At 71.5% G+C, this 22,213-nt stretch carries 21 protein-coding genes and 1 pseudogene; 10 read left to right on the forward strand and 12 right to left on the reverse strand.

The genetic code is table 11. The annotated features are described in order from the left end of the window. Positions 1–195 precede the first annotated feature (195 nt). Together F9C41_RS32920 and F9C41_RS32925 are read left to right on the forward strand one after the other, a co-directional pair. Positions 196–3,303, forward strand: a complete 3,108-nt coding sequence (locus F9C41_RS32920; protein WP_155390751.1) for a M14 family metallopeptidase — start codon at positions 196–198, stop codon at positions 3,301–3,303. Between the two features lie 131 nt (positions 3,304–3,434). Then, on the forward strand, positions 3,435–3,950 hold the full coding sequence (locus tag F9C41_RS32925) for a GNAT family N-acetyltransferase (protein ID WP_155390752.1): 516 nt from the start codon (positions 3,435–3,437) through the stop codon (positions 3,948–3,950). Here F9C41_RS32925 and F9C41_RS32930 read toward each other — a convergent pair. Both F9C41_RS32930 and F9C41_RS32935 read right to left on the reverse strand, forming a co-directional pair. Next, complete coding sequence (locus F9C41_RS32930) at positions 3,943–4,773, reverse strand: MOSC domain-containing protein (protein WP_155390753.1); 831 nt, start codon at positions 4,771–4,773, stop codon at positions 3,943–3,945. The genes F9C41_RS32925 and F9C41_RS32930 overlap by 8 nt on opposite strands. Positions 4,774–4,842: 69 nt before the next feature. Continuing rightward, positions 4,843–5,685, reverse strand: a complete 843-nt coding sequence (locus F9C41_RS32935) for a class I SAM-dependent methyltransferase (protein ID WP_155390754.1) — start codon at positions 5,683–5,685, stop codon at positions 4,843–4,845. Positions 5,686–5,808: 123 nt separating this feature from the next. Here F9C41_RS32935 and F9C41_RS32940 point away from each other — a divergent pair, with 123 nt between their 5' ends. From F9C41_RS32940 to hutH, 7 genes and pseudogenes are all read left to right on the forward strand, one after another. Further along, the gene (locus F9C41_RS32940) at positions 5,809–6,675 is read left to right on the forward strand and encodes a MurR/RpiR family transcriptional regulator (RefSeq protein ID WP_407924762.1); all 867 of its coding nucleotides are present in this window, start codon (positions 5,809–5,811) and stop codon (positions 6,673–6,675) included. 32 nt (positions 6,676–6,707) lie between these two features. After that, a complete protein-coding gene (gene hutU, locus F9C41_RS32945) occupies positions 6,708–8,357 on the forward strand; it encodes a urocanate hydratase (RefSeq protein WP_155390755.1) in 1,650 nt (549 codons plus the stop codon). After that, positions 8,357–8,500 (forward strand): hypothetical protein, encoded by a 144-nt coding sequence (locus tag F9C41_RS32950; RefSeq protein ID WP_155390756.1) that lies wholly within the window; start codon positions 8,357–8,359, stop codon positions 8,498–8,500. The genes hutU and F9C41_RS32950 overlap by 1 nt, the downstream gene beginning before the upstream one ends. Next, positions 8,497–9,696: an allantoate amidohydrolase gene (locus F9C41_RS32955; RefSeq protein WP_155390757.1), complete on the forward strand. Its 1,200-nt coding sequence runs from the start codon at positions 8,497–8,499 to the stop codon at positions 9,694–9,696. The genes F9C41_RS32950 and F9C41_RS32955 overlap by 4 nt, the downstream gene beginning before the upstream one ends. After that, positions 9,696–11,072: a formimidoylglutamate deiminase gene (locus F9C41_RS41630; RefSeq protein ID WP_407924763.1), complete on the forward strand. Its 1,377-nt coding sequence runs from the start codon at positions 9,696–9,698 to the stop codon at positions 11,070–11,072. The genes F9C41_RS32955 and F9C41_RS41630 overlap by 1 nt, the downstream gene beginning before the upstream one ends. Then, positions 11,060–12,193, forward strand: a pseudogene (gene hutI / locus F9C41_RS41635) (imidazolonepropionase); the annotation flags it as partial. The gene F9C41_RS41630 and the pseudogene hutI, both read left to right, overlap by 13 nt. An 80-nt stretch (positions 12,194–12,273) precedes the next feature. Continuing rightward, positions 12,274–13,809 (forward strand): histidine ammonia-lyase, encoded by a 1,536-nt coding sequence (hutH, locus tag F9C41_RS32965; protein ID WP_155390759.1) that lies wholly within the window; start codon positions 12,274–12,276, stop codon positions 13,807–13,809. Positions 13,810–13,963: 154 nt separating this feature from the next. Here hutH and F9C41_RS32970 read toward each other — a convergent pair whose 3' ends face one another. From F9C41_RS32970 to murI, 6 genes are all read right to left on the reverse strand, one after another. Then, positions 13,964–15,163 (reverse strand): FAD-dependent oxidoreductase, encoded by a 1,200-nt coding sequence (locus F9C41_RS32970; protein WP_155390934.1) that lies wholly within the window; start codon positions 15,161–15,163, stop codon positions 13,964–13,966. A 133-nt stretch (positions 15,164–15,296) separates the two neighbouring features. Beyond that, complete coding sequence (rdgB, locus tag F9C41_RS32975) at positions 15,297–15,920, reverse strand: RdgB/HAM1 family non-canonical purine NTP pyrophosphatase (protein ID WP_155390760.1); 624 nt, start codon at positions 15,918–15,920, stop codon at positions 15,297–15,299. Then, entirely contained in the window at positions 15,917–16,693 is a 777-nt protein-coding gene (gene rph, locus F9C41_RS32980) for a ribonuclease PH (RefSeq protein WP_155390761.1), read from the reverse strand. Before rph ends, rdgB begins: the two co-directional genes overlap by 4 nt. Beyond that, positions 16,690–16,830, reverse strand: coding sequence for a hypothetical protein (locus F9C41_RS32985; RefSeq protein WP_155390762.1), 141 nt, complete (start codon positions 16,828–16,830; stop codon positions 16,690–16,692). Before F9C41_RS32985 ends, rph begins: the two co-directional genes overlap by 4 nt. A gap of 17 nt (positions 16,831–16,847) precedes the next feature. Next, on the reverse strand, positions 16,848–17,594 hold the full coding sequence (locus F9C41_RS32990; RefSeq protein WP_155390763.1) for an MBL fold metallo-hydrolase: 747 nt from the start codon (positions 17,592–17,594) through the stop codon (positions 16,848–16,850). Positions 17,595–17,694: 100 nt separating this feature from the next. Further along, positions 17,695–18,489: a glutamate racemase gene (murI, locus tag F9C41_RS32995; protein WP_155390764.1), complete on the reverse strand. Its 795-nt coding sequence runs from the start codon at positions 18,487–18,489 to the stop codon at positions 17,695–17,697. Positions 18,490–18,656: 167 nt separating this feature from the next. Here murI and F9C41_RS33000 point away from each other — a divergent pair, with 167 nt between their 5' ends. Further along, positions 18,657–19,145, forward strand: coding sequence for a hypothetical protein (locus F9C41_RS33000; protein WP_155390765.1), 489 nt, complete (start codon positions 18,657–18,659; stop codon positions 19,143–19,145). Between the two features lie 181 nt (positions 19,146–19,326). Here F9C41_RS33000 and F9C41_RS33005 read toward each other — a convergent pair whose 3' ends face one another. From F9C41_RS33005 to F9C41_RS33020, 4 genes are all read right to left on the reverse strand, one after another. Then, positions 19,327–20,292: a PLP-dependent cysteine synthase family protein gene (locus F9C41_RS33005; RefSeq protein ID WP_155390766.1), complete on the reverse strand. Its 966-nt coding sequence runs from the start codon at positions 20,290–20,292 to the stop codon at positions 19,327–19,329. Positions 20,293–20,468: 176 nt separating this feature from the next. Beyond that, a complete protein-coding gene (locus F9C41_RS33010; RefSeq protein WP_155390767.1) occupies positions 20,469–20,783 on the reverse strand; it encodes a MoaD/ThiS family protein in 315 nt (104 codons plus the stop codon). Between the two features lie 65 nt (positions 20,784–20,848). Next, on the reverse strand, positions 20,849–21,364 hold the full coding sequence (locus F9C41_RS33015; protein ID WP_155390768.1) for a M67 family metallopeptidase: 516 nt from the start codon (positions 21,362–21,364) through the stop codon (positions 20,849–20,851). 324 nt (positions 21,365–21,688) lie between these two features. After that, positions 21,689–22,204, reverse strand: coding sequence for a DUF2017 domain-containing protein (locus F9C41_RS33020; protein ID WP_155369709.1), 516 nt, complete (start codon positions 22,202–22,204; stop codon positions 21,689–21,691). Positions 22,205–22,213 lie beyond the last annotated feature (9 nt).

Consider the following 22,213-nt stretch of genomic DNA (forward strand, 5'->3'; position numbering starts at 1 on the left):
TGTTCCACCGTGACCATTCGCGCCCCCCGTTCGCCGGCCGTTCCCGAATCAGCCTGTGGCCGGCACCGCATCCCAGTCTGCTCTGCACCGGTGACATTCCGGGCGCGTCTCCGCAGAAGACAGCATGTCTATTGACATATTTAACGGTGTTCCGAAAGGCTCGGTGCGCGAGTCCTTCGACACCCTGGAGGGGCAGTGAGGAAACTACGAGTCGTGGCGGTGTGCCTCGGCATGATCGGCGCCATCGCGCTGGTCGTGCCGGCAAGCGCGAAACCCGTCGGTGACGGCGATCGGGCGAAGAATCCGCTCGACGTGTACGTTGGCGAGCTCGATCAGAGCCAGCTGGAACAGTTCCGCAAGCTCGGCATCGACAACGAGGAGTTGCGGACCGCGCCGCTGCCCGGCGGCAAGGTGAAGGTCGAGGCGGTGCTCTCCGAAGTGGAGGCGTCGCGGCTGGCCGGTCGCGGTGTGCAACTGTCGGTGAAGATGATCCGCGGCCAGAAGGCCTCGGACGCGCTGCGCAGGCAGGCGCTGGCCGGCAACGTGGTGTACCGGCCGTACAGCGGGCCTGGCGGCCTGCGCGAGGAACTGGAGAAGATCGCGGCGGACTACCCGTCGATCACCAAGTTGCTGACGATCGGGCACACCGTGCAGGGCAAGCCGATCCGGGGCATCAAGCTGTCCCTGGGCGCGCGTTACCTGCCCGACGGGACCAAGCCGTCGGTGGTCTACGGTGCCGCCCAGCACGCCCGCGAGTGGATCACGCCGGAGATGGTGCGCCGGCTGCTGCACCACTACCTCGACGGGTACGGCAGCAATGCCGAGCTGACCAACCTGATCAAGACGCGTGAGCTGTACTTCTTCCCGGTGGTCAACCCGGACGGCTACGACTTCACGTTCACCGAGGGCAACCGGTTGTGGCGCAAGAACCTGCGCGACAACAACGGCGACGGCCAGATCACCGCGGGCGACGGCGTCGACCCGAACCGCAACTACGCCTTCAAGTGGGGCTACGACAACGAGGGCTCTTCGACCGACCCGGCCAGTGAGACCTACCGGGGCAGCGGCCCGAACTCGGAGCCGGAGAGCAAGGCGCTCGACTCGTTCTTCAAGCGGGTGCGCCCGGACTACTACATCAACTACCACTCGGCCGCGGAGCTGCTGCTCTACGGCACGGGCTGGCAGGTCAGCACCCCGACGCCGGACGACGTCATCTACAAGGCGCTGGCCGGCGACGACGCGAACCCGGCGGTGCCCGGCTACGACCCGGACATCTCCGCCGAGCTGTACACCACCAACGGCGACGTCGACTCGCACATGCAGGCCAAGTACGGCACGCTCGGCTTCACCCCCGAGATGACCACCTGCGAGACGGTGTCGAACTCGATCCCGGACGACGAGTGGGTGGCCGAGGACTGCGCCAGCGGCTTCAACTTCCCGGACGACGAGGAGCTGATCCAGGCGGAGTTCGCCAAGAACATCCCGTTCGCCCTGTCGCTGGCGAAGTCGGCGGCGCGGCCGGACGACCCGGTGTCCTCGCTGGGCCACGTCACCCCGCACTTCGTGACCGACGCCTTCGACGTGTCGTACGGCCGCACCCAGGCCGTCGCCGCGACGATCCGCCGATCGCTGAAGAACGTGAAGGTGCACTGGAAGATCAATGGTGGCTCCACCAAGAGCGGCTCGGTGAAGGAGTGGAAGGGCGGCGAGCGCTACGGCGACGAGAACAGCGACTTCTACGCCGAGTTCCGCGGCACGGTGACCGGGCAGAAGCCCGGTGACCAGGTCGAGGTGTGGTTCAGCGGGTTCTCCGTGACGCCGGGACGGGCCGGGGCGGTGACCAGCGACCACTTCACCTACCGGGTGAACGGCGACATCGGCGGCAAGGTGCTGATCCTCGCCGCGGAGGACGTCACCGGCATCAGCCCGGCGCAGGGCGTCACCACGGCGAAGTTCGCCGCGGACTACGCCGCATCGCTGAGCGCGGCCGGCTACTCCAGCGACGTGTACGACTTCGACGCGCAGGGCCGCAAGGCGCCGCACCACCTGGGCGTGCTGTCGCACTACAAGGCGATCGTCTGGGAGACCGGCGACGACGTCATCCTGCGGTCCACCGGGCAGCCCGGCGGCACCGCCGCGAAGGCCGCGCTCGACATCGAGCTGGCCGTGCGCGACTACCTGAACGAGGGCGGCAAGCTGCTGCTCACCGGGCAGAACGCGCTGTTCGCGCAGTCGGCCGACGGGGCGTACTTCTACCAGCCCGACGCGCCGGCGCAGCCGGAGTGCACGGTGCGCGCGTACCCGTGCCTGCCGCTGCTGAACGACTTCATGCAGTACTACCTCGGCGCGTACACCTACGTCAGCGACGGCGGCACCGACCCGGACGGCGCGCCGTACGGGGTCGGCGGCGGCGCGGGCGCGTTCAGCGGCTTCTCGGGCACGCTCAACGCGGCCGGCTCGGCGGACAACCAGACGCACACCGCGTCGTTCCTGACCACGTCGAGCTTCCTGCCGCCGGCGCAGTTCCCGCAGTTCAACAGCTCCGCCCCGGCGGACTGGCTGCGCCCGGGAGCGGCGCCGTTCGACCCGCGCACCGGTGACTGGTACGCCTACAGCGACCGGGCGGACACGTCGTACAAGCGGCTCACCCGGACTGTGGACCTGACCGGGAAGACCTCGGGCGAGCTGCGGTTCTGGTCGTCGTACGACACCGAGCCGAACTGGGACTTCCTCTTCGTGGAGGCGCACCCGGTCGGTTCGGACGACTGGACCACGCTGCCGGACACCACCGGGCACAGCACCCAGGTGACCGGTGACAGCTGCGCGAGCGGCTGGTCCGACCTGCACCCGTTCATCTCGCACTACCAGGGCGCGGACTGCTCGCCGACGGGCACGACGGGCGCGTGGCACGCGCTGACCGGTCCCTCCGGGGGCTGGACGGAGCTGGCCTTCGACCTGACCCCGTACGCGGGCCAGCAGGTCGAGCTCTCGATCTCCTACGTGTCCGACTGGGGTACGCAGGGGCTCGGCGTGTTCCTCGACGACGTGACGGTGAGCGCCGACGGCGCCCAGGTCGCGACGACCTCGTTCGAGGACGGCTTCGGCGGCTTCACCGTCGCCGCGCCGCCGGCCGGCTCCCCGGCCGGCAGCAACACCTGGGTGCGCAGCCAGCAGGCGTTCGAGGAGGGTTCGATCGTGGTCACCCGTGACACGGTCTTCACCGGCTTCGGCGCCGAGGGCCTGACCCCGGCGCAGCGCAACGATCTGGTCAAGCGCTCGATGAAGCACCTGCTCGGGCACTGACCCGCCGGGCACTGAGTCAAGAAGGGCACCTTCTTCCACGCATAGCGTGCTGAGCCATCGCTCGGCTCGCTGACGCGAACCGGCGAAGGTGCCCTTCCTCTGCGCCCAGCGGGGGTTCGTAGGATCGGATCATGCGCTTTGAGCTGGACCCCGAGCTGACCGACGACGTACGCGAGCAGATCATCGGCATGTGGACCGATGTGTCGAACGCGGGCGGATCGGTCGGCTTCGTGGGGCAGGTGACCCGGAGCGACGTCGAGCCGGTGGCGCGGGCGGCGTTCGACGGGATCGCGGCCGGGATCGACCGGCTGGTGGTCGGTTACGACGAGGACGGTGCCGTCGCGGCCATGCTGATCCTGGTCAGCAAGCGGTTCGCGCTGGCGGCGCACTGGCGCACGGTGGGCCGGGTCATGGTGCACCCGCGGCGGCAAGGGCGGGGCGAGGGCGCGGCCCTGATGCGCGAGGGCACGCGGATCGGCCGCGAGATGGGCCTCGAAGGTCTGCACATCACCGTGCGCGGCGGGATGGGTCTGGAGCGGTTCTACACGCCGCTGGGCTACCGGGAGATCGGCCGGCTGCCGGGCGCGCTGCGGGTGGCCCCCGGCGACGACCGCGACGAGGTGGTGATGTGGCTCGACCTCAGCTGAGCGGGAACCGGTCGAGCACCTCGACCGGGTCGCCGACTCTGATCTCCCCGAGCGTGTCGGGGATCAGGTTGATGCCGAAGAGCAGCTTCTGGTCGACGTTGCGGTAGCGGGCCAGGGTGCGCAGCGGCTCGCGGCCGCGTACGCCGGTCTCCTGGTCGGTGGTGGTGACCACGCAGCGGCCGCACGCCTTCGCGGCCCGGAACTCGACGGCGCCGATGCGCAGCCGGTGGCCGAGCCAGTCGTCCTCGGCGAACGCCGCCGCGCCGCCGACCACCACGTTGGGCCGGAACCGGGCCATCGGCAGCGGCCCCTCGTCGGAGCCGGACTCGGCGATCCAGTCGTTGAGCCGGTCCAGCGAGGCGCTGTTGGCCAGCAGCAGCGGGTAGCCGTCGGCGTAGGAGACGCGGTCGGTGGGCAGCGCGTACTCCGGCTCGACGGGGCGGCGGCTCGCCGGGTCGTCCATCCAGACCAGCCGCACGTCGCGGCCGAGTTCCTTGCTGAGCAGCGCGTCGGCCGCGGGGCCTGCCGCGGTCGCGGGATAGGGCTGCTGCCACAGGGTCGAGTGCGTCACCGGATCCGGGACGGGCTGGGCGACCAGCAGCGGCGCGGACTCGGGGAACCGGAGTTCGAGGCCGCCGCCGACGGGCCTGACGCGCAGCAGCGCGAGCCGGGCGACCTCACGCTGGGTCACCTCGGAGCCGTCCAGATTGATGATCATCCAGCGGCGGTCGCCGGCCAGGCCCCACGGCTCGACCGCGGCCTGCTGGTGGTCGATCCGCCGGCAGCCCTTGACCGGGTAAGTGTGCAGCGCGCTCACTCGCATGACGCGACGTTATCAGCGTGTCACGCGGCAGGGTGCCCGCTGTCGGCGACGCGTCCGGCACCGTCCGCGTCAGCGCCAGGCTGCCCCGATGCCGTCGCCCGGATACCAGTGCTCCTTCGGCTGCTCGCGGAAGGCCAGGAAGCGCCGGCCGGTCTTCTCCGCGTGCTTGAGCAGCACGGCGGTGATGGTGACGTTGTCGGTGAGCAGCAGCGCCCGCTCGGACAGGTGCGGCTCGACCGCGGTGAACTCGCGCTGCTCGTGCCCGGCGCTGTGGTCGCTGTCGTGCAGGAACATGTCCACTGGGCGGTCCAGCGCGTTGAGCGTCGCGATCGAGTCGCCGATGACCAGGTCCACCACCCCGGCCCAGGGCTCGGCCTTGGCCAGGTAGCCCGCCTCGGGGTTGATGTCCAGCGAGGTGACCCGGCCCGGGTGGCCCTCGGCCGCGTTGCGCAGCAGCGCCGCGGCCAGCACGCAGGTGCCCAGGCCCTTGTCGACGCCGGTCTCCACCACGTGGCGCGGCTTGCGCGCGCGCACCAGGGCATACCAGCCGACCCGGCGGGCGTAGCGGACCTGCTTGTCGGCCAGGCCGCGGCGGGCGGACTTCGCGGTGGCCTGCTCGATGTGCGCGCGCAGCACGTCGTCGGTGTCGATCTCCGCCATCCAGCCGCGCACGTCGGCGATGGGCGCCTCGGCGACCAGGCTGACGAACCAGGCCAGGTGCTCGCGGTTGAGCGGAGTCAGGTCGTAGGTGTAGTTGTGATGTTCGCGGGAGGTCACCAGCCAGCGGGCGGACTGCCGGATTACTTTGGCATCGTGCCTGGCCACCCGGGCGAGCCGCTTCGGCAGCGCGGCCAGCGGAGCCAGCGCGGTGCGCGACACGGCACGCCTGATCCGGGTCTTTCGGTCGGGCATGAGGACGCACCTTCCACGGCGAACATGAATCCGTGTGCGAGTTCTATCATGTCCGACCGCCCTGCGGACAGACCCGAGATTGTCACTGAATGAAAGTTTGCATACAGTGTCGTTGTGAATGTGGTGCCAACAACCGACGCGCCGACCGGGGCTGCAGCCGGGGCGACGGCGGGCGTGCGCGCGCTCGTGCAGGGCGCCCGCCTGACCCCCACCCAGCGGCGCATCGCCCGTGAACTCGTGCACCACGCGGACACCGTCGCCTACCTGTCCGCCGCCGAGGTCGCCGAGCTGGCGCAGGTCAGCCAGCCGTCGGTGACCCGGTTCGCGATGGCGCTGGGCTTCGACGGCTACCCCGCGCTGCGCCGCCGCCTGCGTGAACTGACCACGGGGCCGCGCACCACGACCGCCCCGGACGGCGACAACGACCTGCAGCGTGCCGTACGCGGCGAGATGGCCAACCTGACCCGGCTCGCCGACCACCTCGCCGACCCCGCCGCGGTGCACGCCGCCGCCGGGCTGCTGGCCGCCAGCCGCCCGCTGCCCGTGGTCGGCCTGCGCGCCGCCGCCCCGCTCGCGGGCTACTTCGGCTACTTCGCCGCCAAGATCCACCCCGAGGTGCGGGTGCTGGACACCGGCGGCAGCCTGCTCGCCGAACGGCTCGAACAGGCCGCCGACTCCGGCGCGCGGGCCGTGCTGGCATACGCGCTGCCGCGCTACCCCCGGGAGCTGCGCGACGCCCTCACCGAGGCCCGCAGCCTGGGCCTGAAGATCGTCGTGGTGACCGACTCACCGGTCAGCCCCGCCACCGACCTCGCCGACGTGACGCTCACCGCCGCGGTCGGCTCCCAGCTCGTGTTCGACCTGCACACCGCCCCCATGGTGCTGACCATGGTGCTGCTGCAGGCCATCAGCGACGTCGACCCGGCGGCCACCCAGCGCCGGCTCGAACACTTCGAGAGCTCGGCCACCCGCCGCAGCATCTTCATTTAATTAGGCACAGTACGGAATAGGTAGGGGAAGCGATGGACCAGATCATCCGTGCCGCGACCGGCACCACCCGCACCGCGTTGGGCTGGCCGCAGGAGGCGGCGATCCGGATGCTGTGCAACAACCTGGACCCGGACGTCGCCGAGCGCCCGCAGGACCTGGTGGTGTACGGCGGCACCGGCAAGGCCGCCCGGGACTGGCCCAGCTTCCACGCGCTGATCCGCACCCTGACCACGCTCAAGGACGACGAGACCATGCTGGTCCAGTCGGGCCGCCCGGTCGGCGTGTTCCGCACCCACGAGTGGGCCCCGCGCGTGCTGCTGGCCAACTCGAACCTGGTCGGCGACTGGGCCACCTGGCCCGAGTTCCGCCGCCTGGAGCAGCTCGGCCTGACCATGTACGGCCAGATGACCGCCGGCTCCTGGATCTACATCGGCACCCAGGGCATCCTGCAGGGCACCTACGAGACCTTCGCGGCCGTGGGCGAGAAGAAGTTCGGCGGCACCCTGGCCGGGACGCTGACGCTGACCGGCGGCTGCGGCGGCATGGGCGGCGCGCAGCCCCTCGCCGTCACCATGAACGGCGGCGCGTGCCTGATCGTCGACGTCGACAAGACCCGGCTCGACCGGCGCGTGCAGACCCGCTACCTCGACGTGGTCGCCGACTCCCTCGACCACGGCATCGAGCTGGCGCTGGCCGCCAAGCGCGAGCGCCGCCCGCTGTCGGTCGGCGTGGTGGGCAACGCCGCCGCCATCTTCCCGGAGCTGCTGCGCCGCGGCGTCGAGATCGACATCGTGACCGACCAGACCAGCGCCCACGACCCGCTGTCCTACCTGCCCGAAGGCGTGTCCATGGAGGAGTGGCAGACCTTCGCGGCCGACAAGCCGGAGGAGTTCACCGAGCGGGCCCGCGCCAGCATGGTCAGGCACGTCGAGGCCATGGTCGGCTTCATGGACGCCGGTGCCGAGGTGTTCGACTACGGCAACTCGATCCGCGGCGAGGCCCAGCTCGGCGGGTACGACCGCGCGTTCGCGTTCCCGGGCTTCGTGCCCGCGTACATCCGGCCGCTGTTCGAGGAGGGCAAGGGACCCTTCCGCTGGGCCGCGCTGTCCGGCGACCCGGCCGACATCGCCGCCACCGACAAGGCCGTGCTGGAGCTGTTCCCGCAGAACGAGTCCCTGTCCCGCTGGATCAAGATGGCCCAGGAGAAGGTCGCCTTCCAGGGCCTGCCCGCCCGCATCTGCTGGCTCGGCTACGGCGAGCGCGACAAGGCCGGCGTCCGGTTCAACGAGATGGTCGCCGACGGCACGCTGAAGGCCCCGATCGTCATCGGCCGCGACCACCTCGACTGCGGCAGCGTCGCGTCCCCGTACCGGGAGACCGAGGCGATGCTCGACGGCTCCGACGCGATCGCCGACTGGCCGCTGCTCAACGCCCTGGTCAACACGGCCTCCGGCGCGTCGTGGGTGTCCATCCACCACGGCGGCGGCGTCGGCATCGGCCGCTCCATCCACGCCGGCCAGGTCACCGTCGCCGACGGCACCCCCCTCGCCGCCCAGAAGATCGAGCGCGTCCTGACCAACGACCCCGGCATGGGCGTCATCCGCCACGTCGACGCCGGCTACGACCTCGCCGCCGACGTCGCCGCCGACCGCGGCGTCCGCATCCCCATGCGCGAGTCCTGATGAGCGAGCACAGCGAGCTCGGCAGTTTCGGGGAAACTGCGGGAATCCGGGCTGGTTTTCCTGCAGTTTCCCCGAAACTGCACTTCCACGCGCGGATCCAGCGCGACGCGCGGGTGCGGGTCGGCGTGGAGGTGTCGGCATGAGCACGTTCGCGGAGCTGTGGGCGCAGCTGGCGCCGGTCGGGCGGGACGCGGAGACCGGCGGTTACCTGCGCTACGCCTTCGGGCCGGCCGAGATGACCCTGCGGGGTTGGTTCGTCGGGCAGGCCAAGGCACGTGACCTCGTGATCGAGGAGGACGGCAACGGCAACATCTTCGCGTGGTGGGGCGATCCCGCCGCCGGGGACGCCGTGCTGACCGGCTCGCACCTGGACTCGGTGCCGCACGGTGGGGCATACGACGGCCCGCTCGGTGTGGTCAGCGCCCTGCTCGCCGTCGACGAGCTGCGGGCCCGGGGCGTCGCCCCGGCCCGCCCGATCGGCATCGCGGTGTTCGCCGAGGAGGAGGGGTCCCGGTTCGGGCTCGCCTGCCTCGGCTCACGCCTGCTCGCGGGCCTGGTCGACCCGGCCGCCGCGGCGGCGCTGACCGACCGCGAAGGCGTCACCCTCGGCGCGGCCATGCACGAGGCGCTAGGCGCGGGCCCGTCCGGGGCGCGGCCGGAACTGCTGGGCCGGATCGGCTGCTACGTCGAGCTGCACGTGGAGCAGGGCCGGGCCCTGGTCAACCTGGACCGCCCGGTCGCCGTGGCCAGCGCCATCTGGCCGCACGGCCGCTGGCGGCTGGACTTCACCGGCGAGGCCAACCACGCCGGCACCACGCTGATGGCCGACCGCCGCGACCCGATGCTGACCTTCGCGGCCACGGTGCTGGCCGCGAACGACGAGGCCAGGCGCCTCGGCGCGCACGCCACCATCGGCCGCGTCCAGGTCTACCCGAACGCCACCAACGCCGTCCCCGGCAAGGTCAGCGCCTGGCTGGACGCCCGCGCCGACTCCCCCGACACGATGGAGCAGGTCGTCGCCGGGGTCCACCTGCACGCCCAGCACCGCGCGCTGACCGACGGCACCAAGGTCACCCTGACCGCCGAGTCGGTGTCGCCGGAGACCGAGTTCCACACCGGCCTGCGCGACCGCCTCGCGAAGCTACTCGACGACGCCCCCATCCTGCCCACCGGCGCAGGCCACGACGCGGGCGTCCTGAGCGCCTTCGTCCCGACGGCGATGCTCTTCGTCCGCAACCCCACCGGCATCTCCCACTCCCCCGCCGAACACTCCACCGACACCGACTGCGAAGCCGGCATCCACGCCCTCGCCGACGTCCTCCAGGACCTGGCGTGCTGATCCACTGCCAGTACGCCTGGCTCCCCGACGGCGTCTTCCCCGACGTCCTCCTGGAGATCCGCGAAAACCGCCTGACCCGCGTGACCCGCTTCCAAGATCGCGGCGATCTTGCGCGAACTGTTAGGGATATGCCCGATTCAGGTGTGTCGTCCCCACAGTCCACGCAAGATCGTCGCGGCGAGGCGGGCGGCGGGGTGGTTTATCGGGTCGGGTTGACGATGCCGGGGTTCGCGAACGCGCACTCTCACGCTTTTCACCGGGCGTTGCGGGGGCGTACGCACGCTGACCGGGGGTCGTTCTGGACCTGGCGGGAGCAGATGTACCGGGTGGCGGCGGCGCTGGACCCGGACTCGTACTACCGGCTCGCGCGCGGGGTCTACGGGGAGATGGCGCTCGGCGGGATCACCTCGGTGGGCGAGTTCCACTACCTGCACCACGGGCCGGGCGGCACGCCCTACGCCGACCCGAACGCGATGAGCCACGCGCTGATCGCCGCGGCTCAGGAAGCCGGGCTGCGGATCACGCTGCTGGACACGCTCTACCTGACCGCGTCCGTGGACGGCAAGCCGCTCGAAGGGCCGCAGCTGCGGTTCGGCGACGGGGACGCGCTGCGCTGGGCGGACCGGGTCGACGCTCTGCCCGACGCGCCGCACCTGGTCGTGGGGGCGGCGATCCACTCGGTGCGGGCGGTGCCGCTGCCGCAGATGGCGACCGTGGCCGCGTGGGCGGCCGGGCGGCCGTTGCACGCCCACGTGTCGGAGCAGCGCGGCGAGAACGAGGCATGCCTGGCCGAGCACGGCCGTACGCCGACCGAGGTGCTCGCGGACTTCGGGGCGGTGCACGAGACGTTCACGGCGGTGCACGCCACGCACCTGACGCACCGGGACATGGCGCTGCTGTCGGACTCGTACGCCTGCTTCTGCCCGACCACCGAACGCGACCTCGGCGACGGCATCGGCCCGGCGCGCACCCTGGCCGACGCGGGCACCCGGCTGACCTTGGGCAGCGACAGCCACGCGGTCATAGACTTCTTCGAGGAGTCCCGGGCCCTGGAGCTGGACGAACGCCTCGCCACCGAACAGCGCGGGCACTTCACCGCGGCCGAGCTGCGGGCCGCGGCGACGGCGACCGGGCACACCAGCCTGGGCTGGCCCGACGCCGGGCACCTCGTAGTGGGGGCGCGCGCCGACCTGGTCACCGTGGCCCTGGACAGCCCGCGCACCGCGGGGATCGACCCCGAGGGCGTGCTGTTCGCGGCGAGCGCCGCCGACGTCACCCACGTGCTGGCCGACGGCCGGGAGATCGTCCGGGACGGGCGGCACGTCGCCGTCGACGTGGCCCGCGAACTGCAGGAGGCGATCTCGTGTCTCTACTGATCACCAACATCGGCGAGCTGACCACGAACGATCCGGAGCTCGGCATCCTGCGCGACGCCGCGATCGTGGTCGGCGAGCGGGTCGAGTGGGTCGGCCCGGCCGCCGCCGCGCCCGCCGCCGACGAGCGCGTCGACGTGCGCGGGGCGGCGGTGCTGCCCGGTTTCGTGGACAGCCACAGCCACCTGGTGTTCGCCGGGGACCGCGCGCCGGAGTTCGCGGCGCGCATGGCCGGGGAGCCGTACACCGGCGGCGGCATCCGCACCACGGTCGCCGCGACCCGGGCCGCCACCGACGACCAGCTGCGCGCCAACGTGGCCCGCCTGGTCGGCGAGGCGCTGCGGCAGGGCACGACCACCATCGAGATCAAGAGTGGGTACGGCCTCAGCACGCTCGACGAGGCCCGCTCGGTCCGGATCGCATCGGAGTTCACCGACGAGGTCACCTTCCTCGGCGCGCACGTCAAACCCGCCGACTCCCCCGACGGCTACGTGGACCTGGTCACCGGCCCGATGCTGGACGCCTGCGCGAAGTACGCGGGCTGGGTCGACGTGTTCTGCGAGCGCGGCGCGTTCGACGTCGAGGAGTCGCGCCGGGTGCTCAAGGCGGGCATCGCGGCCGGGCTGCGCCCGCGCATCCACGCCAACCAGCTCACCATGGGCGGCGGCGTGCAGCTCGCCGTCGAACTCGACTGCGCCAGCGCCGACCACTGCACCCACCTGTCCGACGCCGACGTCGACGCCCTGGCGAACTCGAACACCGTCGCGACCCTGCTCCCGGGCGCGGAGTTCTCCACCCGCGCGCCCTACCCCGACGCGAGAAGGCTGCTCGCTGCCGGCGCCACCGTCGCGCTGGCCTCGGACTGCAACCCCGGCTCCTCGTACACCTCGTCCATGCCCTTCTGCATCGCCCTCGCGGTGCGGGACATGTTCATGACCCCCACCGAGGCCGTCTGGGCCGCGACGGCAGGAGGCGCCCGCGCCCTGCGCCGTCCCGACCTCGGCCACCTCGCCCCCGGCGCGTCCGCGGACCTGATCGTCCTCGACGCCCCCTCTCACCTGCACCTGGCCTACCGGCCCGGCGTGCCGCTGATCGCTTCCGTAGTAAGGAAGGGCACCCTCCAATCGCTATGCGTAGAGGAAGGGCACCTTCTTAACGCTTCGGGGCCGCACCATCCGGAATCTCCGCACAAGGGAGTGCTCTCATGACCGTCATCGTCGAACCCACCGGCATCGCCCCGAGCGCCGTCGCTGCCGTGGCCCGCGCCGACGCGCAGGTCGCCATCAGCGACGCCGCCGTCGCCGCGATGCAGGCCAGCCGCGCCATCGTCGATGACATCGAGCGCGACGGCCGCCCCGTGTACGGCGTCTCCACCGGCTTCGGTGCCCTGGCCAACACCTTCATCGCCCCCGAGCGGCGCGCCGAGCTCCAGCACTCGCTGATCCGCTCGCACGCCGCCGGCATCGGCGCGCCCATGCCGCGCGAGGTGGTCCGGGCCATGATGCTGCTGCGGGTCCGCTCGCTGGCGCTCGGCCACTCCGGCGTACGCCCGCTCGTCGCCCAGGCCCTCGTCGACCTGCTCAACCACGACATCACCCCGTGGGTGCCCGAGCACGGCTCGCTCGGCGCGTCCGGCGACCTGGCCCCGCTGGCGCACTGCGCGCTGGTGCTGATGGGCGAGGGCTGGGTGCTCGGCAAGGACGGCGCACGCGTATCCGCCGAGGACGCCCTGCACGCCGCCGGGCTCACCGGGATCTCGCTCAGCTCCAAGGAGGGCCTGGCGCTGATCAACGGCACCGACGGCATGCTCGCCATGCTGCTGCTGGCCTGCGACGACCTGGGCCACCTGTGCACCATGGCCGACGTGACCGCGGCGCTGTCGATCGAGGCCATGCTCGGCACCGACCGGCCGTTCCATCCGTCGATCCACGAGATCCGCCCGCACCCGGGCCAGGGCGCGAGCGCCGCCAACATGTACAAGCTGCTCCAGCAGTCGTCGATCATGGACAGCCACCGGGACGACCACGAGCACGCGGTGCAGGACGCGTACTCGATGCGCTGCGCCCCGCAGGTCGCCGGCGCGGCCCGCGACACCCTGGAGTTCGCCCGCACCGTCGCCGCCCGGGAACTGATCAGCCTCGCCGACAACCCGGTGGTGCTGCCCGACGGCCGGGTCGAGTCGACCGGCAACTTCCACGGCGCACCGCTCGGCTTCGCCGCGGACTTCCTGGCCATCGCCGCCGCCGAGATCGGCTCGATCAGCGAGCGCCGGGTCGACCGGCTGCTCGACATGACCCGCTCGCGGGACCTGCCGCCGTTCCTCAGCCCCGACGCGGGCGTCAACTCCGGCCTGATGATCGCGCAGTACACCGCGGCGGGCATCGTGGCCGAGAACCGCCGGCTGGCCTCACCCGCCAGCGTCGACACCATCCCGACGTCGGGCATGCAGGAGGACCACGTCAGCATGGGCTGGGCCGCGGCAAAGAAGCTGCGCACGGTCCTGGACAACCTGACCAGCCTGCTCGCGGTGGAACTGCTGGCCGCGGTACGCGGTCTGCAGCTGCGCGCGCCGCTGACCCCGTCGCCCGCGGGCCGAGTCGCCATCGCGCAGCTCACGCCCGTCATCGGCCTGCCCGGCCCGGACGTCTTCATGGCCCCGATCCTGGAGCAGGTCCGCGCCGTCGTCTCCGGCCCCGACCTCCTCGACGCCATCGAAACCGAGGTAGGCCCCCTCGCCTGACCCCGCCAACGCCGCGCCGCGCCGAACCACGGCACGGCGCGGCCGCTCACCCAGTAGTTGATCATGAAGTTATGCCGGTGACACGCCGTCGAGCCGTGCCATAAGTTCATGATCAACGCGGGAGGGCGGCGGGCCTGGCCCAGGGCGGGTGGGGTCAGGAGATGTGTTCGGGGCGGATGCCGCGGCCGACCAGGCGGGCCGGGACGGCCTGCAGGGCGGGGAAGCGCTGGAAGAGTTTCAGCACGCCGGGGGCCTTGATCGGGGCATCAGCGCGCAGCACCGCGCCGACCAGGCGGCTCTGCGCGACCCGCTGCGCCCGCTGGGTCACCCGGGTCGGGAACATGCGGCGCTTGCGTACCAGGTCCAGGTCCTCGGTATGCAGCCGTCCCGCCTTGAGTTTCGGCCCGAGCAGCCGGGCCGCGGCGACCGCGTCCTGCACCGCGAGGTTGATCCCGACCCCGCCCACCGGGCTCATCGCGTGGGCGGCGTCGCCGATGCACAGCGCGCCCGGCACGTGCCACTTCTCCAGCCGGTTGACCTGCACGGTCAGCAGGTGCAACTGGTCCCACGAGGCGATCTCGCCGACCCGGCTCGCCACCATGGGGGCGAGCCCGGCGACCCGCCGCCGGAAGCCGTCCAGACCCTCCGCCTGCAGCCGTGCGTAGCCGCCCTTCGGGATGACGTACCCGCACTGGTAGTAGTCGTGCCGGTCGATCATGACCAGCATCGCCCCCGGCCCGACCCGGCCGAGCAGCCCCGCCGGATCGGCCGGCTCCCGTGAGATCCGGAACCACAGCACGTCCATCGGCGCGCCGAAGTCCACCGGCACCAGCCCCAGCCTGTCGCGGATCACCGAGGACCGCCCGTCGCACGCCACCGTCAGCTCGGCGTGCACCCGCACCGCCGCCCCGTCCGGACCGACCGCGGCGACGCCGGTGACCCGCCCGGTCTCGTCCCGCAGCACGTCCACCGCCTCGGTGGAGCGCAGCAGCGTGAACCCGGGCAGCTTCGCGGCCTCGGCGGCGATCAGGTCCAGGAAGTCCCACTGCGGCAGGATCAGCAGGTAGTTGTGCGGCTTGCGCAGCCGGGTGAAGTCGCCGACCTGGTACGTGCCGTCGTCGAACGAGACCGTCACGCCCGGCTCGCGGCGTCCCGGCAGCTGCGCGATCGCGTCGCCCAGTCCGAGTTCGTCGAGCACGTCCAGGGTGGACGGATGGATGGTGTCCCCACGGAAGTCCCGAAAGAAGTCGGCGTGCTTCTCCAGCAGCACGACCTCGATCCCCTGCCGCGCCAGCAAGAACGCCAGCATCAACCCCGCCGGCCCACTCCCCACGACGCACACCCGCGCCCGCAACTCCCGCTCCGCCACGCCCCGCTCCTCATGATCGCGACGATCTTGCACGTACTGTTACGGATATGCCCGGTTCGAGTGTGTCGTACCCGCAGTCCCCGCAAGATCGCCGCGCCGGAGGGGGCGGGGCGGTGGGTCAGGCGAGGTTTTTGGCGATGACGGCGGCGAGGGCGCGGAAGGCCTTGCCACGGTGGCTGATGGCGTCCTTCTCGGCGGGTTCGAGTTCGGCGGTGGTGCGGGTGTGGCCTTCGGCGACGAAGATGGGGTCGTAGCCGAAGCCGCCCTCGCCGCGCGGGGCGCGCAGCAGGCGACCCGTCATCTTGCCGCTGACCAGGTGCTCACGGCCGTTGGTCGAGGTGCCGCCGCCCGGGAGGACCAGGGCCGCCGCGCAGACGAACGCCGCGCCGCGGTGCTCGTCGGGCACGTCGCCGATCTGCGCCAGCACCAGGTCCAGGTTGGCCCGGTCGTCGCCGTGCCGGCCGGACCAGCGGGCGCTGAAGACGCCCGGCATGCCGTTGAGCGCGTCGACGGCGAGGCCCGAGTCGTCGGCGACCGTGGGCAGGCCCGTGTGCTTGGCCCCCTCGCGCGCCTTGAGCAGGGCGTTCTCCGCGAAGGTCAGCCCGGTCTCGGGGACCTCGACATACGGCGGGACGTCGTCGAGGCCGACCAGCTCGACCTTGAGCAGCTCCGGCGAGCCGGCCAGGATGCGGCGCAGCTCGTCGAGCTTCTTGACGTTGCGCGTGGCGAGCAGGAGCTTCACCGGCGGAACACCTCCAGCAGACCGGCCGCGTCCAGCGTGGGCAGGCCCAGCGTGGTGCGCTGCAGCGTGGTCAGCGTCTCGCAGCCCGCCACGCCCAGGTCGAGCAGCGCGTTGAGCTGCTTGCGGTCGAAGACGCCGTCCTCGCCCGTGCCCTGCACCTCGACGAAGTCGCCGGTGCCGGTGCAGACCACGTTCATGTCGACGGCGGCCGTCACGTCCTCTTCGTAGCACAGGTCCAGCCGCGGCTCACCGGCGACGATGCCGACGCTGACCGCGGCGATCGAGCGGTGCAGCGTGGTCTCGACGGTCTGCTTGCGGGTGAGCATGTTCTTGGCGGCCAGCCAGCTCACCGCGTCGTGCAGGGCCACGTACGAGCCGGTGATCGCGGCGGTGCGGGTGCCGCCGTCGGCCTGCAGCACGTCGCAGTCGATGACGATGGAGTTCTCGCCCAGCGCCTTCAGGTTGACGCAGGCCCGCAGCGCGCGGCCGATCAGGCGGGAGATCTCGTGCGTACGCCCGCCGACCTTGCCCTTGACGCTTTCCCGGTCGGACCGGGTCGTCGTGGCGCGCGGCAGCATGGCGTACTCGGCGGTGACCCAGCCCTGGCCGGTGCCCTTGCGCCAGCGCGGCACGCCCTCGGTCACGCTCGCCGTGCACAGCACGCGGGTGTTGCCGAACTCCACGAGCACGGAGCCCTCGGGATGCATGCTCCAGTTCCGGGTCAACGTGACCGGGCGGAGCTGGTCGGCCGCACGGCCGTCAGGTCTGGTCATGCCAGTTCCTCGCTACGCTCGTCACCGGCAGCGCCGGACCCCATGATTCGCTCGCTGCGCTCGCTCATGCCGACTCCTCGCTGCGCTCGTCGCCAGCATGGACGCGGCTCCATGATTCGCTCGCTGCGCTCGCTCATGCGCCCACCCTATGGGGTCAAACTTCGTACCGGGCACCGGGGCGGACGATCTCGACGGGTCCGGCGAACGTGGCGGCCGCGTTGTTCAGCGTCTCGGCCTCCGAGCCCCACGCGGTCACCAGATGCGTCAGCAGCAACCGGCGCACCCCCGCCTTGGTGGCGATCTCACCCGCCTCGCCGCCGGTCAGGTGCAGGTCCGGCGGGTTGTCCACGCCGTCGAGGTAACTCGCCTCGCACAGGAACAGGTCCGCGCCCTGGGCCAGCCGCAGCAGCGCGTCGCACGGCGCCGTGTCGCCCGAGTACGCCAGCACCCGCCCGTCGTGCTCCAGGCGCACGCCGTACGTCTCCACCGGGTGGTTGACCCGGTCCACGCTGACCTGGAACGGTCCGATCGGGAAGCTGCCCGGCTGCAGCGCGTAGAACGTGTAGACGTCGTCCAGCGGACCCTCGTCGAGGCTGTACGCCGTCGCGATGCGCTCCGGCGCGCCCGCCGGCGCGTACACCGGGATGGGCGGGTAAGGGCCGTCCGGGGCGTAGCGGCGCACCACCACGTATGAGCAGGCGTCGAGCATGTGGTCGCAGTGCAGGTGGCTGAGCAGGATCGCGTCGACCGACTTCAGGCTCGCGTAGCGCTGCAGCGCCGACAGCGAGCCGGCGCCGAAGTCCACCAGCAGCCGGAAGCCGTCCGCCTCCACCAGGTATGCCGAGCAGGCCGACTCCGGCCCGGGAAAGCTGCCCGCGCAGCCCAGGACAGTCAATCTCATGCTGGAGCTCCGCTTCGCGCAGCTCCAGCATGAGATCCGAGGTCACAGCGCCCCATGCTCAGTCTCATCGCGCGCTCGCGCGCCTGTTCGCTTCGCTCACTCATGCCCGCGCTCCCGCAGGGTCCAGCGCGGATCCGAGGAACCGCTTCGCCAGCCGGTCGAAGATCTCCTGGTCGCCGGTGCACAGCAGCTCGTGGGCGGGAGCCGGGGCGTCGTCCGGACGCAGCAGGTCGCGCTCCACGAGGACGCGATAGACGTCGCGTGCCGTCTCGTCCGCGCTCGACACCAGGGTCACCTGATCCCCCATCACGAGGCTGATCACACCGGTGAGCAGCGGATAGTGCGTGCAACCCAGGACCAGCGTGTCCACCTGGGCCCGCTGTAGCGGCTCCAGGTAGGCGCTGGCCAGGCCGAGCAGCGCCCGGCCGGACGTCACCCCGCGCTCCACCAGTCCCGCGAACTGCGGGCAGGCGGCCGCGGTCACGGCGATGTGCGGCGCGGCGGCGAACGAGTCCTGGTATGCCCCTGAGTTGATCGTAGCCGTGGTGCCGATGACACCGACCCTGCTGTTGCGCGTCGCGGCCACGGCGCGCCGCACCGCCGGCCGGATGACCTCCACCACCGGAACGTCGTAGCGCTCGCGCGCGTCGTGCAGGCAAGCCGCCGATGCCGTGTTGCAGGCGATGACCAGCATCTTCACGCCGCGCTCGACGAGCCGGTCCAGACAGTCCAGCGCGTATGAGCGCACGTCCGCGATCGGTTTCGGCCCGTAGGGCATGTGCGCGGTGTCGGCCAGGTAGACGACCCGCTCATGTGGCAACTGGTCGAGAATGGCCCGGGCCACCGTCAGCCCACCGACCCCCGAGTCGAAGATGCCGATCGGCGCGTCCGTCACGCTGCGCAGCCTACTTGGCCAACCCCCCTTCCGGGGAACGGTCCGTTCCGAGGTGTCGCGAACGTGACACGGTAATCGGCCTGCCGTTACGGACGGTCGCCAACATCCGTTGCACTCAGTGCACGGCCCGATCAACGGGCAGGTCAGGCAGAGGATTGGCGAGCACAGTGCGTACTGAGTCGAACTCCGAGCGCGACGGCGACGGCGTCCTCGCCACCGCGGTGCCGACCGGCACCCCCGGCAACCCGCCGAGCACTGCCAGTGACGAGCACGCGGTGATGCCGTCGGCCCGCACCGCTCCCGACGACCAGGACGGCGCGGGCCGCCTGCGCACCGCCGTGTCGTCGCGATTCCGGCTGCCCGGCGAGGACGACCCGTCCCCTCGTACCGGCCGGTTGCTGGGCCTGTGCGTCTGGGCCGCGGCACTGGGCTTCCTCGGTCTGATCCCCGGCGGCCGCCTGGCCGTCGCGCTGGCGGTCAACCTCGACGTGCCCATCTGGTACGCCCCCACCGCCCTGACCATCGGGGTGCTCGGCCTGGCCGCGATCGCCGCGGGCTTCGCCGCGATCCACCGCTACCGCCTCCCCCTCATCCTCTTCACCATCGCCACCGCCCTCCTCCTCACCAACATCACCCTCGCCTACGCCACCCTCTAACCCCCGCCCCGCCCCGCCCCGCCGCGTTGATCATGAACTTAGGGGCAGGTTCGGCGGCGTGTCGTTGACATAACTTCATGATCAATGCCACGGACCGGGGGCCGGTGCAGGCATACGACTGAGCCCGACCGGGTTACCGGTCGGGCTCAGTCGATGATCAGCGCGGTGGTGCGGGTGGGGGTCAGGCCCAGAGTTGGCCTTCGAGGGCGGTTTCGGCGTCGGTGAGGGTGCCGGTGTAGGCGCCGGTGGAGAGGTATTTCCAGCCGGCGTCGGCGACCAGGAAGGCCACGTCGGCGCCGCGGCCGTTCTTGGCGGCCTCGTGGGCCACGGCGAGGGCGGCGTGGGCGACGGCACCGGTGGAGAAGCCCACGAACAGGCCCTCCACCTCGACGAGCTGCCGGGTGCGCAGCACCGCGTCGCGGGTGCCGACGGAGAACCGCCGGGTCAGCACCGACGCGTCGTACAGCTCGGGCACGTAGCCCTCGTCGATGTTGCGCAGGCCGTACACCAGCTCGCCGTAGCGGGGCTCCGCCGCGATGATCTGGATGTCGGGGTTCTTCTCCCGCAGGTAGCGGCCGGTGCCCATGAGCGTGCCCGTGGTGCCCAGGCCGGCCACGAAGTGGGTCAGCGTGGGCAGGTCGCGCAGCAGCTCGGGGCCGGTGGTCTCGAAGTGGGCGCGGGCGTTGGCCTCGTTCCCGTACTGGTAGAGCATGATCCAGTCGGGGTGCTCGGCCGAGATCTGCTTGGCCGTGGCCACCGCCTGGTTCGAGCCGCCCGCCGCCGGCGAGAAGATGATCTCCGCGCCGTACATCCGCAGCAGCTGGATGCGCTCGGTGGAGACGTTCTCGGGCATCACGCAGACCAGCCGGTATCCCCGCAGCTTGGCCACCATCGCCAGCGAGATGCCGGTGTTGCCGCTGGTCGGCTCCAGGATCGTGGCCCCGGGGCGCAGTCGCCCGTCAGCCTCGGCCGCGCGCACCATGTACATGGCGGCCCGGTCCTTGACGCTGCCGGTCGGGTTGCGGTCCTCCAGCTTCGCCCACAGGCGCACCGGCGGCGCGCCCTCCGGGACGGCCGGGCTCAGCCGGGGCAGCCCGATCAGCGGCGTGTCCCCGCAGACGTCGAGCAGTGAATCAAAACGCGCCATCATCAGCTCCGTTCGCGCGAGTCGCCTGCCACGATCACACACGAGCCGTCGGCCGGGTGCCCGGAAAGGGCCGCGCCGGCGGGTCGTCCCACCGGCCCGCCGCTGAGGCGGGCCGAGGGAACGCCCCACCGGCGCTCAGGACCACGAAACGCGCGAGATCGTCGCGGCGGGGAAGGTCAGCGGCCGAGGACGGCGGCCGCGGCGGCGAGGCCGAAGGCGCCACCGGCGACGGCCGGCAGGATGGTGACCGTGTCACCGTCGCTGATCTTGGCGTCGAGCGAGCCGAGGAAGCGCACGTCCTCGTCGTTGACGTAGATGTTCACGAAGCGGTGCAGGCCGCCCTCGGGCGTGATCAGCCGGCCGCGCAGGCCCGGGTATGCCCCGTCGAGGTTGGTGAGCAGCTCGGCAAGGCTCTCCCCGGCGCTGGAGACGGCCTTGGCGCCGCCGGTGTAGGAGCGCAGGATCGTGGGGATGCGAACGTCGATGGCCATGGCAGAGAACTCCTGTAAGAAGAAAAAGTCGAACGGACGGTCGTCGGGACTAGGGCGAGATCAGCTCAGCGCCGACACTCGTAGTCCACCGCCGCCGGGCTCTGCCCGAACATGAACGACTGCACGGCGTGCGGGTCGCCGTTCTCCTCGTAGCTCCGCATGGCGTCCATACTCTCACCAACGAGCTGGACCGGCTCCTCGGACACCTGCCCGTCCAGAATGCGGAACGAGCGGATCTCCGCGGTCTGCGGGTCGCGGGTCGAGACGAGAAGGTAGTGGGCGTTCGGTTCGCCCGCGTAGGAGACGTCGGTACGCGAGGGGTACGGCTCCGTCGCCGTGTGCGAGTGGTAGATCACCACCGGCTCCTCGTCGAGGTCGTCCATCTCCCGCCACACGCGCAGCTGCTCCGTCGAGTCGAAGCGGTAGAACGTGGTGGAACGCTCCGCGTTCTCCATCGGGATGTGGCGCGCCGCAGCGTCCGAACCCACGGGACCGGCCACGACACCGCAGGCCTCGTCCGGGTGGTCCCGGCGGGCGTGGGCGACGATCGCCTCGATGATCTCCCTGTGGATGGTCAGCACGGCGACCAGCCTACCGATCCTCCCCCACCCACCGACAGCCTTGTGATCCGTGCCATTACAGCCTTGTGATCCGCGCCATTACATGGCGCCCGCCTCCGCGGGCGCGGGGTTCGGCCCGGGAGGCCTCCCTTACCCGCCGGTCGCTCGTCCGCTGCGCGGACTTCCACTCCTGGCGGGTGCGGTCGGCGGCCGAACTGAGCTGCTGGCGCCCGCCTCCGCGGGCGCGGGGTTCGGCCCGGGAGGCCTCCCTTACCCGCCGGTCGCTCGTCCGCTGCGCGGACTTCCGCTCCTGGCGGGTGCGGTCGGCGGCCGAACCCAGCCGCGCTAGCGCCGGAAGTCGGCGCCGATGACGGCTTCGAGGAGGGACTCCTGCAGGTAGCCGAGATAGGAGTAGACGCTGAGCTGGAACACGCGGGCCGAGCCGGCGTCCTGCTCCAGGGCCTCCTCCAGCTCGTACTCCACCACCGTGTCGTCGGTCAGCTCCAGCCGGATGCCGAGCGCGAGCCGGGCGTCGTTGATCGCCCGTAGCCACGCCTCGGCGGACTCGGTGTCCAGGCGCACCTCGCCCTTGCCGGCCTCCGGCAGCCCGGCCAGCACCGCGCCGGCCTGGTCGATCTTCGCGGTCTTCAGGTCGCCCTCGGTGAAGCGCCGGAACTCGGCAGAGTTCTTCACGTCCTCGGGGTACACGTCGGGGAACAGTCGTCCGACGACGGGGTCCTCGCGGTCGAAGCCGTCGGTCAGCAGACCTACGACCTCTTCGGCGACCTTGCGCAGTACCCGTACCTCGTCCTCGCGAAAGTCCGCCACGCATTCCGCGCCGACTCTGCGGAAGATCGTCATGCGCGCTCG

The sequence above is a fragment of the Catellatospora paridis genome (genome assembly GCF_009720365.1).
Classification (GTDB): Bacteria; Actinomycetota; Actinomycetes; order Mycobacteriales; family Micromonosporaceae; genus Catellatospora; species Catellatospora paridis.